Raw genomic sequence first — 14,754 nt, 5'->3', positions numbered from 1 at the left:
GTACTGAGTGAATAGTGGTCCGCGAACTCCTGGAAGGAGTGGCCGGCATGTCGGAAGAGGCGCGTAGTTCGGCCGTACAGGTCTGGCATCGCGCCCACGGGGTAGGCCTGCTCTCATCCGCAGACCCGGTAGAACCCGACGCAGCGACAAGGAGGCCCCCGTGGCCGCACCGGCTCATCTCTCGATCCCGGCCCAGTGGAAACCCGTGGCGGAGCCGTCCGCCGAGACCGACGAAGCGCGGCTGTGCGTCTTCAGCGCGGAGAGCGCGTGCGCGGAGGCGCCGCTGACCAGCGAGCCGCCGCTGCCCGATGCCGAACCCCTGACCAGCGAGCCGCCGCTCGCCGACGCCGCCCCGCTGACCAGCGAGTCCGACCCGGTTCCGGACTTCTTCGGCGCGAGGTTGTAGATGGCAGCGGCGCAGGAGGACGAGGAGCTCGCCCGGCTCGCCGGGCTGCACGGGGTCGCCACCGCCTACAGCCCCGCCCCGGACCGCACGGTCGCCGTCTCCGCCTCCGCCGTGGTCTCCGCCCTGGCCGCCCTCGGCGTCGAGGCGGGCACCCCCGAGGCCGTCCGGGCCGCACTCGCCGAGCGGGAGCGCGAGCTGCGCGAGCGGCTGCTGCCGACGACGGTCGTGCACTGGGCCGGCGACGCTCAGGGCCCCGCCGTCCTCGCCGCGCTGCCCCCGGGCACCCGGCTGAGCGTCGAGACCGAGCAGGGCGGGGCACGCGACGGCGTCGAGGGGCTGCCGCTCGGTGTCCACCGGGTGAGCGCCACCGCCCCGGACGGTCGTACCGCACACGCCCACCTCATCGTCGCGCCGGACCGGCTGCCCGCCCCCGCAGGCCGCTCCTACGGCCTGCTCGTCCAGCTGTACTCGCTGCTCTCCCGGCGCTCCTGGGGCATGGGCGACCTCGGTGACCTCGCCGAGCTGGCCGGCTGGGCCGGCCGGACCGCCGGTGCCGGGTTCGTGCAGGTCAACCCGCTGCACGCGGCCGTACCCGGAGCCCCGACCGACCCGTCCCCGTACCGGCCGTCCTCGCGCCGCTTCCCCGACCCCGTGCACCTGCGGATCGAGGACATCCCCGAGTTCGCGTACGTCCGGGATCCCGAGGACCTCGACGGGGTCCGCGCCCTGCTGCAACGTGCCGAGCGACTGCGCGCCGACGTCCTCGACAAGGGCGCCCTCATCGACCGGGACGCGGTCTGGGAGCTGAAGCGGCAGGCCCTGGAGCTGGTCCTCGAGATCCCGCTCGGACCGGGTCGGCAGGCCGCGTACGACGCCTTCCGCGCCGAGGAGGGGCAGGCGCTCGAGGACCACGCCACCTGGTACGCCCTCGCCGAGAAGCACGGCCCGGACTGGCACCGGTGGCCGGACGGGCTGCGCGACCCCCGCTCCGCCGAGACCGCCCGCGCCCGCACCGAGCTGGCCGGCCGCGTCGACTTCCACTCCCGGCTCTCCTGGCTCACGGACGGCCAGCTCCGCGCCGCCCAGCGCGCCGCCCGGGAGGCCGGCATGAGCGTCGGGATCGTGCACGACCTCGCCGTCGGCGTGCACCCCGGGGGCGCGGACGCCTGGGCGCAGCAGGACCACTTCGCGGCCGGCACCTCCGTCGGCGCCCCGCCCGACGCCTTCAACGCCCGCGGCCAGGACTGGGGCCTGCCCCCCTGGCGTCCCGACCGCCTCGCCGCCTCCGGCCATGCCCCCTACCGCCATCTCCTGCGCGCCCTCTTCCGCTACACCGGCGCCCTGCGCATCGACCATGTGATGGGCCTGTTCCGGCTCTGGTGGGTGCCGCAGGGCAGCCCGCCCACCGAGGGCACCTACGTTCGCTACGACGCCGAGGCCATGCTGGCCCTGCTCGCCCTGGAGGCCTCCCGGGCCGGGGCCGTGGTGATCGGCGAGGACCTGGGAACCGTGGAGCCGGGGGTGCGCGAGACGCTGCAGCGGCGCGGGGTGCTCGGCACCTCGGTGCTGTGGTTCGAGCGGGACTGGGAGGGCGACGGCCGTCCGTTGCCGCCGGAGCGCTGGCGCGCCGACTGTCTGGCCACCGCCACCACCCACGACCTGCCGCCCACCGCCGCCCGGCTCACCGGCGACCACGTCGACCTGCGCGACCGCCTCGGCCTGCTGACCCGCCCGGCCACCGAGGAGCGCGCGGAGGCGATCGCGGACACGGCGGAGTGGCTCGCCCTGCTGGGCAGCCTCGGCCTGCTCGACAGCCCGGCGGCCGGACCCCCGGGATCCGACGAGGAGGCGGAGATCCAGGGCGTCCACCGCTTCCTGCTGCGCACCCCGGCCCGCCTGATCGGCGTCTGGCTCCCGGACGGCGTCGGCGACCGGCGCCCGCAGAACCTCCCCGGCACCTGGGACCAGTACCCCAACTGGCGGCTGCCCGTCGCCGACGCCGACGGCCGCCCGGTCGGTCTCGAGGAACTGACGGCCTCGCCGCGGCTGAGGGCGCTGCTCGCGGTCCTCCGGGACGGAGAGGGGGGCGAGCCCTTGTAGGGCACCCCGGGCGCGCGGCCTTTCCGGCCGTTCGCTAACTTGAGAACGTGGACAAGAAGAACGCCCTGCGCGCCGGCGCCCTGGCCGCCGGTACGACGCTGATGATGCTGCTCATGTCGTCCCCCGCGCTCGCGCTGGCCCGCGACGACGGCGACGACCCCGGTACGGGCCTGAGCGTCGCCCAGACGCTGGGCCTCTACGTCGTCCTCCCGGTGGTCCTGTTCCTGGTGATCACCGGTCTGGTCATGGTGCTGGACAAGTCCGACAGGAAGAAGCGCGTCATCAAGCCCAGCATCGCCGCCAAGGGCGAGGCGAAGGCCTGACCAGCCCCCAGTTCTCCCGCCGAGGGCGCCGATCCTCCCGTACACACGGGTGAGGCCGGCGCCTTCGGTGTTTTCCGGGGCGGGCCTCAGGGGCTCGGCGCGGTCAGATAGCGCTGCACGGTCGGCCCCAGCCACGCCACCAGCTCCTCGCGGGTGAGCGCCACCGCCGGCGGCAGTCGCAGCACATAGCGGGTGAGCGCGAGCCCGAGCAGCTGGGCCGCGCAGAGCGCGGCGCGCGCCGGGACCTGCTCGGGATCGGGGCACACCTGCAGGGCCACCGGGAGCAACTGGTCCCGGAAGATGCCCTGCATGCGCTCGGCGCCGGCCTGGTTGGTCGCGCCGACCCTCAGTACCGCCGTCAGCTCCTCGTTCTGCTCCCACAGGCCGAGGAAGTGGGTCACCAGCGCCCGGCCGGCCTCCTCCCGCGGTACCCGCCCCAGGTCGGGCAGCCGCAGGTCGAGCGCGACGGCCGCCGCGAACAGCCCCTCCTTGCTGCCGAAGTACCGCATCACCATCGACGGATCGATGCGGGCGTCCTTGGCGATGGCCCGGATGGTGGCCCGCTCGTAGCCGTCGGAGGCGAAGCGCTCGCGCGCGGAGGCGAGGATCGCGGTGCGGGTGGCCTCGGAGCGGCGTCCTTGGCCGGTACTCGTGCTGCCGTTCATGCCCACGAGCGTAGGCCAACAGCCGTGGGCCAACAACTGTTGACTTCGCGGCCTGAGCCGTCCTACCGTTGCCAACAAGCGTTGACCAACAACTGTTGACCTACAAGCGTTGGCATTCGGGAGGCCCTCATGAACGGCACCACCGGCACCACCGGCCCCGCAGCTCCTCGTGTCCTCGTCATCGGCTCCGGTCCCACCGGCCTCCTCCTCGCCGGCGATCTCGCCACCGCCGGTGTCCCGGTCACGGTCCTCGAAAAGCGCCCCCACAGGATCAGCAACCTGTCCCGGGCCTTCGTCCTGCACGCCCGCACCCTGGAACAGCTCGACGCCCGTGGCCTCGCCGAGGACGTGGAGGCGGTCGGCCGGCCCCTGGACCGGCTGCGCCTCTTCGGCAGGCTCACCGTCGACCTCGGCACCCTCCCCTCACGCTTCAGGCACCTGCTGGTTCTCCCGCAGTACGAGGTGGAGAAGGCGCTGGAGCGGCGGGCGGTCGAGGCGGGCGTCGACTTCCGGTACGAGACCGAGCTGACCGGCCTCGACCAGGACGCGGACGGCGTGACCGTGCGGACCCGCGGGCCGGAAGGGCGGACGGAGAGCCTGCGGGCCGAGTACGTCGTGGGTGCGGACGGCATGCGCAGCGCCGTGCGGAACGCGATCGGACTGCCGTTCCCGGGCAAGTCGGTGATCCGGTCCGTCGTCCTCGCCGACGTCCTGCTCGCCGAGAAGCCCCCTGCCCTGCTCACCGTCAACGCCGTCGGCGACGCCTTCGCCTTCCTCGCGCCCTTCGGGGACGGCTACTACCGGGTGATCGGCTGGCACCGCGGCCGCGATGTGCCCGAGGACCGTCCGCTGGACCTGGCCGAGGTCAAGGAGATCACCCGCCTCGCGCTCGGCCGGGACTTCGGGATGCACGACGCCCGCTGGATGTCCCGCTTCCACAGCGACGAGCGCCAGGCCCCCGCCTACCGGGTCGACCGGGTCTTCCTCGCCGGAGACGCCGCGCACGTGCACACCCCGGCCGGTGGGCAGGGCATGAACACCGGGCTGCAGGACGCGGCCAACTTGAGCTGGAAGCTGGCCTCGGTCCTCACCGGGCACGCGGCCCCGGAGCTGCTCGACAGCTACCAGGCCGAGCGGCACCCCATCGGCAGGGCGGTGTTGCGCAGCAGCGGCGGGATCGTGCGCCTCGCCATGGCCAAGCGCCCCTGGACGCTGGCGGCACGCGCCGTGCTCACCGCGTTCCTCGACGCGGCCGGCCCCGCCCGGCGCAAGGTCGCGGGCCAGGTCACCGGCATCGGCTACCGCTATCCGGCGCCCCGGGGTGCCCACCGCCTCACCGGTACACGGGTCCCGGACGTCGCACTGGCCGACGGCGGGCGCCTCTACGAGGCGCTGCGCGGCGGCCGGTTCGTGCTGATCACCCCGGAACCGTACGAGGGCGGGCGTGCGGAGCGGCTGGCCGTGACGCGCTGGGCGAGCGACCGTCGTACCGCCCTGCTGGTGCGCCCCGACGGATACGTGGCCTGGGCGGCCGACTCGGCCGAGCCGGCCCGGATCCGGGCGGTGGTGGCCGAACACGTCGGGGTCTAGGCCAGGTCCAGGCCCTGTCGTCGAACCCCCGTCCGAGGCTCACCGGTGACTTCGAGGGCGCGGCGCTCTCCTTCGGCATGCCCCGGAAGGCACTTCCTAGTGCTCCTCGGTCCCTGTCCCCGCGAGCAGTTCCCGCAGCAGGCCGGCCAGTTGGTCGGCCTGTTCGCCGTCGAGGGACGCCAGGGCCGCCGTCTGGACGGCGAGGCCCGCGCCGACCGCCCGGTCGACGACGTCCAGCCCCTTCTCCGTCAGCGTCACCTGGAGACCGCGGCGGTCGTGGGGGTCGGGGGACCGGCGCAGCAGGCCGGCCCGTTCCAGCTTGTCGAGGCGGCCGGTCATGCCGCCGGTGGTGAGCATCAGCGTCTGTGCGAGCCGGCGCGGGGAGAGGGTGTGGGGCTCGCCGGAGCGGCGCAGGGTCGCCAGGACGTCGAACTCGCCGCGCGAGATGCCGTAGGGGGCGTAGGCCTTCTCCATGCGGTCGCCCATGGTGCGGGCCAGGCGGTAGATCCGCCCGAAGACCTCCATCGCCTTCGTGTCGAGGTCGGGCCGCGCGGCCGCCCACTGGTCGATGATCGCGTCGACGGGGTCCCTGCCCTGCTGGCGGCCTGCACTCATGGGCCGAGTATCGCCTTCCGGACGGTCACCCGCAAGAAAGTAGCTTGACGGAAAGTTGCTTAAAGCTAAGCTACTTTCCATCAAGTCATTCGGAAGGGGTGTCGGCAGGGTGAAGAGGAACGGAGGGGCGAGCGAGCGCGTCCCGGGGGAGTGGGCCCTGCCCGTGGCCGCAGCGGTCAACGGCGTCGGCACCGGCATGTACGTGCCGTTCACGCTGGTGTTCTTCCACCACGTCACCGGCCTGTCCTTCGCGCTCGTCGGCGCCGTGCTCACGGCCACCGGCCTGGCTGGCATCGGCGTGCTCCCGCTCGCCGGCACGGCCGTGGACCGGTACGGCGCGAAGCGTGTGCAGTACCTGCTGTACGGCGTCCGGGTCGTCGGCTTCGCCCTCTACCCCTTCGCCCACTCCCTCGCCGCCTTCGCGGCCGTCGCCCTGGTCACCGCGGCCGCCGACCGGGCCTTTCCGGCCGCACAGCAGTCCCTGATCGGCGAGGTGGCGCGCGGGTCGGACCGGGACCGGCTGCAGGCGTCGACGCGTGCGCTGCAGAACGCCGGCAACGGGGCGGGCGCGCTGCTGGCCACCCTGGTCATCGCCCTCGCGGGCAGCACCGGTTACACCTACGCGGCCTGGGGCAACGCCCTCTCCTTCGCGCTGGCGGCCCTGTTGCTGCGCCCGCTGAAGCCGCTGCCCGCCGACGGGGACCCGATGCCGCGGCGGGCGGGCGCCGGTTACCGGCTCGTCCTCGCCGACCGGCCCTTCCTGGTCGTCACCGGCGCCAACTTTCTGAACGCGCTGAGCTATTCGGCCCTCTCGGTCCTCTTCCCGCTGTTCACCGTGGAGTGGCTGCACGGGCCCGCGGTGCTCACCGGCGCCGCATTCACCCTCAACACGGTGCTGTGCGCGGCGGCCGGCGTCCTCGTCGGTGCCCGGGTCCGGCGGGCCGGGGCCCGGCGCACCCGGGCGGCTGCGCTGGGCGGTGGCCTGTTCGCGACCGCCTTCGCCGCCCAGATCGTGCTCGGCACCCTGCGGCCCGGCTCGGACGCCGTGCTGGGCGGCGCCCTGGTCGCCGTGGTCGTCGCCTACACCCTTGGCGAGCTGATCCACAGCCCCGCCGCCCAGGTGCTCGCCGTGGCGGCGGCGCCCGAGGCGCTGCGCGGCCGGTACCTGGCCGCCTACCAGATGTCCTGGTCGCTGGCGAAGGCCGTGGCGCCCTCCCTGTTCACGGCCCTGCTCGCGCTGGACGGCCGGGCGCCGTGGGCCTTCCTCGTCCTGACCTCGGCGGTGGCCGCGGCCCTGCTGATCCGGACGGAACCCCGACTGCCGGCGGAGGCGCTGCGGCCCCTGCCGGTGACCGTGACCCGGGGCGGCGACGCCGCCCCGCCCACCCGGTACAGCGCGACGCCCGTCTCGCCCGAGACCGAAGGGACCCGGCCATGAAGCGGCACGCGATCGTCCTGCTCACCGCCCTCGCCCCCGTCTCCTGGGGCACCACCTACGCCGTCACCACCGAGTTCCTGCCGCCGGACCGCCCCCTGTTCACCGGCCTGATGCGGGCCCTGCCCGCCGGACTTGTCCTGCTGGCGCTGGTCCGGGTGCTGCCGCGCGGTGTCTGGTGGTGGAAGGCGGCGGCGCTCGGCGCGCTGAACATCGGCGCGTTCTTCCCGCTGCTGTTCGTGTCGGCGTACCGGCTGCCCGGCGGCATGGCCGCCGTCGTCGGCTCGGTGGGGCCGCTGTTCGTCGTGGGCCTCTCGGCGCTGCTGCTGGGGCAGCGGCCGACCGCGCGCACGCTCGTCACCGGCGTCGTGGCCGGGTTCGGGGTGAGCCTCGTCGTGCTCAAGGGCGCCGGTGCGCTGGACGCCGTCGGGGTGCTCGCGGCCGTCGCCTCCACCGCCTCGATGGCCACCGGGACGGTGCTGACCAAGCGGTGGGGCCGGCCGGACGGCGTCGGCCCGCTGGCCCTCGCCGGCTGGCAGCTCACCGCGGGCGGCCTGCTCATCGCGCCGGTCGCCCTCCTGGTCGAAGGAGCCCCGCCGGCGCTCGACGCGCCCGCGGCGGGCGGCTGTCTCTACCTCGCGCTGGCCAACACGGCGGTCGCCTATTGGCTCTGGTTCCGCGGTATCGGCCGGCTCAGCGCCACCCGGGTCGGCTTCCTCGGCCCGCTGTCCCCGCTGACCGCCGCCGTGGTCGGCTGGGCGGCCCTCGGACAGGGGCTCACACCGGTGCAGGTGGCGGGCATGGCGCTGGCCTTCGGGGCGACGCTGGCCGGGCAGCTGGGCACGGGTAGGCGCCGAACGTTCAGGCCTGCTGAAAGGAATGCTCGAAAAGATTCGATGGACCTGACAGGTGCGGCGCTGCGACGGTAGGCACACACCCGCCACCGCCCACTGAAAGGACCCCCGTGGCCGCCGTCCTGCACCGGACCACCGCCCCCACCACCCCCACCGCCCGTCCCCGCAGGACAGCCGCCCCCCTGCTCGGCCTGGCGCCGGCCGCCCTCGCCACGGTCGTCTGGTCCGGCAGCTTCGTCACCTCCCGCGCGCTGCACGACAGCGTCCCGCCGATCCAGCACGCCTTCTGGCGCTGGGTGATCGCCCTCGTGGCCGTCGCCCCCTTCGGTGCCCGCCAGGCCTGGCGGCAACGGGCCCTCGTCCGTCGGCACGGCCGCTACATCCTGCTGGCCTCCCTGCTCGGCGTCGCCGTCTACAACACCTGCGTCAACCAGGCGGGTCTGACCACACCGGCGGCCACCATGGGCATGATCATGGCCGCCTCACCGGTCCTGATGGCGGTGTTCGCGCGGCTGGGCGGCGCACGGCTCGGGGCGCGGCGCACCACCGGACTGCTCACCGCCTGCGCCGGCGTGCTCCTGCTCATGGGCGGCGGAGCCGGCTTCGGCCCCGGCGACCTGTGGATGATCGCCGCAGCCTGCTGCTTCGCCGCCTACAGCGCGCTGCTCCGCCGCCGGCCCGCCGAACTGGACGGCACCGCCTTCCTGTTCACCACGTTCCTCGTCGGCACGGTCCTGCTGCTGCCCGTGCAGGCGGCCGACCTCGCCGTGCAGGGCGGCTTCCGGCCCACGCCCGCCACGGTCCTGCCCCTGCTGTACGTCGGCGTGGCCTCCTCCGCCGTCGCCTTCTTCGCCTGGAACAAGGCCATCGCCCTGATCGGCGCCACCCGCGCGGGCATCGTCTACTACCTCCAGCCTGTGTGCGTTGCCCTGCTCTCCTGGGCGGTGCTCGGCGAGCCGACCGGACGGTCCCAGCTCCTGTGCATGGCACTGATCCTGGGCGGGGTCATGCTGGGCGCGGCCTCCCGCCGGTGACGTCCGCGGTCCGCGGGCACCGCACGGCCGCGCCGGAGACGCCGCCGACCGGCGTGTACGGTGCCGCCATGGCCGAGTGGGACCTGAGGAAGCTGCGGATCCTGCGCACCCTGCGCGAGCGGGGCACCGTCACCGCGACGGCCGAGGCCCTGCACATGACCCCCTCCGCGGTCTCCCAGCAACTCACCAATCTGGCCCGGCAGCTGGGCGTGCCCCTGCTGGAGGCCCAGGGCCGCCGGGTCCGGCTCACCGACGCGGCCCGGCTGGTGCTCCGGCACGTGGAGGCGGTTTTCGAACAACTGGAGCGCGCCGACGCGGCGTTGGCGGCCTACGCGCAGGGTGAGGCCGGCGAGGTGCGGGTCGGTGCCTTCTCCACGGCGGTGCCCGCCCTCGTCGTACCGGCCGTGCGCGCCCTGCGGGCGTCGCACCCGGGCGTGACCGTGCGGGTGCGTGAGGCCGCGGCCGCCGAGGCGTACGACCTGCTGGCCGCCGGGGAGGTCGACCTCGCGCTCTCCCTCGCCGCCGAGGCACCCGGCGCGGCCGACCCCCGCTTCACCCGGCTGCCCCTCCTGTCCGATCCGCTGGACGTCGCCCTGCCGCCGGACCACCCCCTGGCCGGCGCGCCCGGCCTGCGCCTGACCGACCTCGCGGCCGAGCCGTGGATCTTCGGCGGCAGCGGCCCCTGGTCGGACATCACCCGTCGCGCCTGCGAGGTCGCCGGGTTCAGCCCCCACCAGGGCCACTCGGCCTCCGGCTGGACCGCGATCCTGGCCATGGTGGAGGCGGGAATGGGCGTCGCCCTGGTGCCCCGGACGGCCGCGGCACGCCGTGACGGGGTGGTGATGCGGGAGCTGGGCGCGGACCGGCCGGTCCGGCATGTGGTGGCGGCCGTGCGCAAGGGCGCGGAGGCGGGAGCGGCCGTGGACAACGTGCTCCGGGCCCTGCTCAGGGCGGCGGAGGCGACGGGCTGAGCCGGGGGCCTACGGGCGCCGCACCTCGTACAGGAAGCAGCCGTACTCCACCGCCCGCACCTGCACGAGAGCCACCTCGGGGTCGGCGAAGGCCTCCGCGAACGCCGGCGCGAAGGCATCCGGGCCCTCTACCAGGCGGCCGCCGAGGATGCGGCCGTCGGCGGAGTAGCGGCGGACCGTGCGGTGGGCGCCGGCGAAGGGAAGGGCGTCGCCGTCCGGTCCGGCGCACTTCTCGGCGTGCACGAACACGGGGCCCTGCTCGTCGTAGGCACCCGGGTCCGCGCCGGTCTCGGCCGCCCAGCGGCGCAGGGGCGCGTACGAGACCAGGGCGATCCGCTCGCCGGGTGCGCTGCGGCGCAGACAGCAGCGCAGGGGTGAGCCGCCCTCCTCGTCGGGGAAGGGGAGCAGGGGGCGACCCGCGTCGTCGCGGGTGCGCAGTTCCTCGAGAACCGAAGGCGTCAGCGGTCGTGCCAGGTAGGTGGTCATGGAGCCAGCGTCGCGCGCGGCGGGGCCCGTGACCGGCGGAATCCGGACATGGCACTGGCCCTCAGGGCCGGGCTTTCGACCGTGTCCTGACATCACGGGTCGGTCTTGACGGGGCCCACTCCCGACGTTCCCATGGAAGCGCTCGACGACCAGTGGCGGAAGTGGAGTCGACATGGGCTATCCGGGCGCCGACGAACTGGAGCGCCATGCCCGTGCGCTGGTCGCCGCGGCGCCCGGGGCGCTGCGGCTGCGTGCCGTCGGTGAGAGCAGGGGCGGTCGTCCGCTGTGGCTGCTGTCCGCCGGGCACGGGGAGCGGCAGCTGCTGACCGTTGCCGGCGCGCACGCCAACGAGCCGGTGGGCGGGGCCTCCGCGCTCCGGCTCGCCAGGCTCCTCGCACACCGGCCGCAGCACCTCGCCGCGCTCCGCTGCACCTGGCACTTCCTGCTGTGTCTCGACCCGGACGGGGCGCGCCTCGCGCACGGCTGGCAGCCCGAGGAGCCGGCCCCCTCGCTGGAGGAGTGCCACCGGCACTTCTACCGCCCCGCGTTCGCCTGCCAGCCCGAGTCGCTGCCCGCGCCCGGCACCGGACGGCGGCCGCTGCCCGAGTCGGCGGCGCTCGTCCGGCTGCTGGACACCCTGCGGCCCGAGGCCCAGTTCACGCTGCACGGCATCGAGTTCGGCGGCGCCTTCACGATGCAGACCAGGCCCGTGGCCGGTGCCGCGCGCGCCTTCCGGGAGACGGCCGCGCTCCTCGGCATCCCGCTCGACGACCACCCCTGCGACGGCCCCGACTGGCACCCCGACCCGCCCGGGGTCCTGCGGCTCCCGGACGGCAGCACCGGAAGCGAACGCGACCCGAGCGGCTTCGTCGCCGGGAGCACCTGGCTGTACCCGCGGCGGTACGGCACCCTGACCGTCCTGGTCGAGACGCCCGCCTGGGCCGCCGCGGCGGTGAGCGACCCCCGGCCCGCACTCGCCCCGGAGCGGGAGGTCGCCCAGGTCGGCGAGCTGCTGCTGGCCCGTACCCGGGAGATCACCGAGCTGCTCGGCGAGGTACCGGCCGCGGACGTGCCCGAGGAACTCCTGCCGCTGTACACCGCGGCCCGCGAGCTGCTCGACGTGGCGCCGTCGCTCGCCGCCGCCTGGGCCGCCGAGGAACGCGGCGGCTCCCGGGGCCACCTCGCGACCCTGGGTGTCGCCGGCCGCCGCATCCCACTGCGCGCGGCGTCCATGATGCGCCGGGCCCTCGCCCGCACCGCGCCAGGTACCGCCTGCGTCCTCGCGGACCTGGTGCGCGAGTGGTGCCGGGAACTCGACAAGGCGTACGAGCTGCGCTGGATACCGGTGGCCGCTCAGACCGGACTGCACGTACGGACCATGCTGGACGTCGCCCGCAGGGTCTGCGGCTGAGCACGCGAAAGGGCGCCCGGCTCGCTGCCGGGCGCCCTTTCGGCGGCGTTACGACGGACTACGCGGCGGCCGTCGCGTCCGCCGCCTGGGCCTTCAGCGCCCGCTCGACGCCCGAACGGGACTCCGAGACCAGCCGGCGCAGGGCCGCGCCGGCCTCGGCCGAAGCCAGCCAGGTGTCGGTCCTGGCGAGGATCTCCTCGGAGACCTGGACCGACGGGTACAGGCCGATCGCGATCTGCTGGGCGATCTCGTGCGAACGGGAGTCCCAGACGTCCTTGAGGACCTCGAAGTACCTCTCCGCGAACGGCGCGAGCAGCTCCCGCTGGTCGGTCTGCACGAAGCCGCCGATCACGGCCTCCTGCACGGCGTTCGGCAGCTTGTCGGACTCGATGACCGACGCCCACGCCTCCGCCTTGGCCTCCGGGGTCGGGCGGGCGGCCCTGGCGGTGGCCGCGTGCCGCTCACCGGCCGCGGTCTTGTCCCGCTCGTACTCGGCCGCGATCTCCGCCTCGTCGAAGCGGCCGACCGCCGCGAGCCGCTGCACGAACGCCCAGCGCAGCTCCGTGTCGACGGCCAGCCCCTCGATCGTCTGCGAGCCGTCCAGCAGACCCTCCAGCAGGTCGAGCTGCTCCGGCGTGCGGGCCGTCGCCGCGAAGGCACGCGCCCAGGCCAGCTGGTGGTCGCCGCCCGGCTCGGCCGAGCGCAGGTGGGCCAGCGTCGCGTCGGTCCAGCGCGTCAGCAGGGCCTCGCGGGCGGCCGGGGCGGCGTACAGGTCGATCGCCAGCTTCACCTGGCGGTGCAGCGACTGCACCACGCCGATGTCGGACTCCTTGCCGATGCCGGACAGCACCAGCGAGAGGTAGTCGCGGGTGGCCAGCTCGGCGTCACGGGTCATGTCCCAGGCCGACGCCCAGCACAGGGCACGCGGCAGGGACGCCTCGAAGTCGCCGAGGTGCTCGGTGACGACCTTCAGCGACTCCTCGTCCAGACGGACCTTCGCGTAGGAGAGGTCGTCGTCGTTGAGCAGGACGACCGCGGGGCGGCGCCTGCCGGCCAGCTGCGGTACGGCGGTCAGCTCGCCGTCGACGTCGAGCTCGATCCGCTCGGTGCGCACCAGCTTGCCGCTCGCGGAGTCGAGGTCGTACAGGCCGATCGCGATACGGTGCGGGCGCAGGGTCGGCTCGCCCTTGGCGCCCGTGGGCAGGGCCGGGGCCTCCTGGCGGACGGCGAAGGAGGTGACGAGCCCCTCGGCGTCGACCTCCACCTCGGGCCGCAGGATGTTGATGCCGGCCGTCTCCAGCCACTTCTTCGACCAGGTCTTCAGGTCGCGGCCGGAGGTCTCCTCCAGGGCGCCCAGCAGGTCGGACAGGCGGGTGTTGCCGAACGCGTGCCGCTTGAAGTAGGCCTGCACGCCCGTGAAGAACTCGTCCTCGCCGACGTACGCGACGAGCTGCTTCAGCACGCTCGCGCCCTTGGCGTACGTGATGCCGTCGAAGTTGACCAGCACGTCGTCCAGGTCGCGGATGTCCGCCATGATCGGGTGCGTCGACGGCAGCTGGTCCTGGCGGTAGGCCCAGGTCTTCATCGAGTTGGCGAACGTGGTCCACGAGTGCGGCCACTTCGAGCCCGGCGCGGAGGCCTGGCAGGCGATGGAGGTGTAGGTGGCGAACGACTCGTTCAGCCACAGGTCGTTCCACCACTCCATGGTGACCAGGTCGCCGAACCACATGTGGGCCAGCTCGTGCAGGATCGTCTCCGCCCGCACCTCGTACGCCGCGTCGGTCACCTTGGACCGGAAGACGTACTGGTCACGGATGGTGACCGCGCCTGCGTTCTCCATCGCGCCCGCGTTGAACTCGGGCACGAACAGCTGGTCGTACTTCTCGAACGGGTAGGCGTAGTCGAACTTCTCCTGGAACCAGTCGAAGCCCTGCCGGGTCACCTCGAAGATCGCGTCCGAGTCCAGGAACTCGGCGAGCGAGGGACGGCAGTAGATGCCGAGCGGCACGCTCTGCCCGTCCTTCTCGTACACGCTGTGCACGGAGTGGTACGGCCCGACGATCAGCGCGGTGATGTACGACGAGATGCGCGGCGTCGGCTCGAAGGACCAGACGTTGTCCTGGGGCTCGGGCGTCGCCGAGTTGGAGATGACCGTCCAGCCCTCGGGGGCCTTCACGGTGAACTGGAAGGTCGCCTTCAGGTCCGGCTGCTCGAACGAGGCGAAGACCCGGCGGGCGTCCGGGACCTCGAACTGGGTGTACAGGTACGCCTGCTCGTCGACCGGGTCCACGAAGCGGTGCAGGCCCTCGCCGGTGTTGGTGTAGGCGCAGTCGGCGACGACCCGCAGGACGTTGCGTCCCTGCAGCAGGCCGGGCAGCGCGATCCGCGAGTCCTTGAAGAGCGCGGCGGCGTCGAGCGCGTCCCCGTTGAGCGTCACCTCGTGCACGGCCGGGGCGACCAGGTCGATGAAGGATTCGGCGCCGTTTTCGGCGACGTCGAAGCGCACCGTGGTCACGGACCGGTAGGTACCGCCCTCCTGCGCGCCGGAGAGGTCGAGATCGATCTCGTACGAGTCAACGGTGAGCAGCGTCGCCCGCTGCTGCGCCTCTTCGCGAGTCAGGTTTGTGCCAGGCACGCGGTCATCTCCTCGTTATGGGTGGGTTCGGCCATCCTTCCACGGGACCTGCACGCAGGGCGATGTCCCGCGGCTGCGCGGCGCAGCCCTAGGGAAAGCCCTATGCAAACAGCGGGGCGGGGGGGAGGGGGGGGGGCGGCCCGAGGGGGGGGGGGGGGGGGGGTTGGCGCTTTGGGTTCGCCCCCACCAACACCCCGCCCCTTGACGACTTCCCCGCGGGGCTCCCTCG

At 74.0% G+C, this 14,754-nt stretch carries 13 protein-coding genes; 9 read left to right on the top strand and 4 right to left on the bottom strand.

The features are described 5' to 3' along the window. Window positions 1-160: 160 nt before the first annotated feature. Genes AC07CM_RS07530 through AC07CM_RS07520 form a run of 3 tightly spaced genes read left to right on the top strand, consistent with a single transcriptional unit; the run spans window position 161 to window position 2,829 of the window. Entirely contained in the window at window positions 161-406 is a 246-nt protein-coding gene (locus AC07CM_RS07530; protein WP_478875394.1) for a hypothetical protein, read from the top strand. Then, complete coding sequence (gene malQ / locus AC07CM_RS07525) at window positions 407-2,506, top strand: 4-alpha-glucanotransferase (RefSeq protein ID WP_478875393.1); 2,100 nt, start codon at window positions 407-409, stop codon at window positions 2,504-2,506. A gap of 47 nt (window positions 2,507-2,553) precedes the next feature. Then, window positions 2,554-2,829 carry a hypothetical protein gene (locus AC07CM_RS07520; protein ID WP_478875392.1) on the top strand — a complete coding sequence of 92 codons (276 nt, stop codon included), beginning with the start codon at window positions 2,554-2,556 and terminating at the stop codon, window positions 2,827-2,829. Window positions 2,830-2,915: 86 nt separating this feature from the next. On the opposite strand, the gene AC07CM_RS07515 is transcribed toward AC07CM_RS07520, so the two are convergent. Then, complete coding sequence (locus AC07CM_RS07515; protein WP_478875391.1) at window positions 2,916-3,494, bottom strand: TetR/AcrR family transcriptional regulator; 579 nt, start codon at window positions 3,492-3,494, stop codon at window positions 2,916-2,918. 129 nt (window positions 3,495-3,623) lie between these two features. Between AC07CM_RS07515 and AC07CM_RS07510 the strand changes: the two genes are divergently transcribed. After that, window positions 3,624-5,084, top strand: coding sequence for an FAD-dependent monooxygenase (locus tag AC07CM_RS07510; protein WP_478875390.1), 1,461 nt, complete (start codon window positions 3,624-3,626; stop codon window positions 5,082-5,084). A 96-nt stretch (window positions 5,085-5,180) separates the two neighbouring features. Here the strand turns inward: AC07CM_RS07510 and AC07CM_RS07505 are convergent, their stop codons facing one another. Continuing rightward, complete coding sequence (locus AC07CM_RS07505; RefSeq protein WP_478875389.1) at window positions 5,181-5,699, bottom strand: MarR family winged helix-turn-helix transcriptional regulator; 519 nt, start codon at window positions 5,697-5,699, stop codon at window positions 5,181-5,183. A gap of 109 nt (window positions 5,700-5,808) precedes the next feature. Between AC07CM_RS07505 and AC07CM_RS07500 the strand changes: the two genes are divergently transcribed. The 4 genes from AC07CM_RS07500 (at window position 5,809) to AC07CM_RS07485 (ending at window position 9,993) form a co-directional block, all read left to right on the top strand. After that, entirely contained in the window at window positions 5,809-7,137 is a 1,329-nt protein-coding gene (locus AC07CM_RS07500; RefSeq protein WP_478875388.1) for an MFS transporter, read from the top strand. Then, window positions 7,134-8,063 (top strand): EamA family transporter, encoded by a 930-nt coding sequence (locus tag AC07CM_RS07495; protein WP_478875387.1) that lies wholly within the window; start codon window positions 7,134-7,136, stop codon window positions 8,061-8,063. The genes AC07CM_RS07500 and AC07CM_RS07495 overlap by 4 nt, the downstream gene beginning before the upstream one ends. 35 nt (window positions 8,064-8,098) lie before the next feature. Further along, the gene (locus tag AC07CM_RS07490) at window positions 8,099-9,022 is read left to right on the top strand and encodes a DMT family transporter (RefSeq protein ID WP_478875386.1); all 924 of its coding nucleotides are present in this window, start codon (window positions 8,099-8,101) and stop codon (window positions 9,020-9,022) included. A gap of 68 nt (window positions 9,023-9,090) precedes the next feature. Then, entirely contained in the window at window positions 9,091-9,993 is a 903-nt protein-coding gene (locus tag AC07CM_RS07485; protein ID WP_478875741.1) for a LysR family transcriptional regulator, read from the top strand. A gap of 9 nt (window positions 9,994-10,002) precedes the next feature. Here AC07CM_RS07485 and AC07CM_RS07480 read toward each other — a convergent pair whose 3' ends face one another. After that, window positions 10,003-10,479 (bottom strand): DUF1203 domain-containing protein, encoded by a 477-nt coding sequence (locus AC07CM_RS07480; RefSeq protein ID WP_478875385.1) that lies wholly within the window; start codon window positions 10,477-10,479, stop codon window positions 10,003-10,005. A gap of 172 nt (window positions 10,480-10,651) precedes the next feature. Here AC07CM_RS07480 and AC07CM_RS07475 point away from each other — a divergent pair, with 172 nt between their 5' ends. After that, window positions 10,652-11,890: a M14 family zinc carboxypeptidase gene (locus AC07CM_RS07475; protein WP_478875384.1), complete on the top strand. Its 1,239-nt coding sequence runs from the start codon at window positions 10,652-10,654 to the stop codon at window positions 11,888-11,890. Window positions 11,891-11,948: 58 nt separating this feature from the next. Here AC07CM_RS07475 and pepN read toward each other — a convergent pair whose 3' ends face one another. Further along, window positions 11,949-14,525, bottom strand: coding sequence for an aminopeptidase N (pepN, locus tag AC07CM_RS07470; protein ID WP_478875383.1), 2,577 nt, complete (start codon window positions 14,523-14,525; stop codon window positions 11,949-11,951). Window positions 14,526-14,754: the final 229 nt, after the last annotated feature.

Source organism: Streptomyces sp. NPDC044061 (assembly GCF_056434305.1).
Note: the sequence above shows the minus strand (reverse complement) of the source record. Positions and strands in the feature narration are given on the sequence as shown.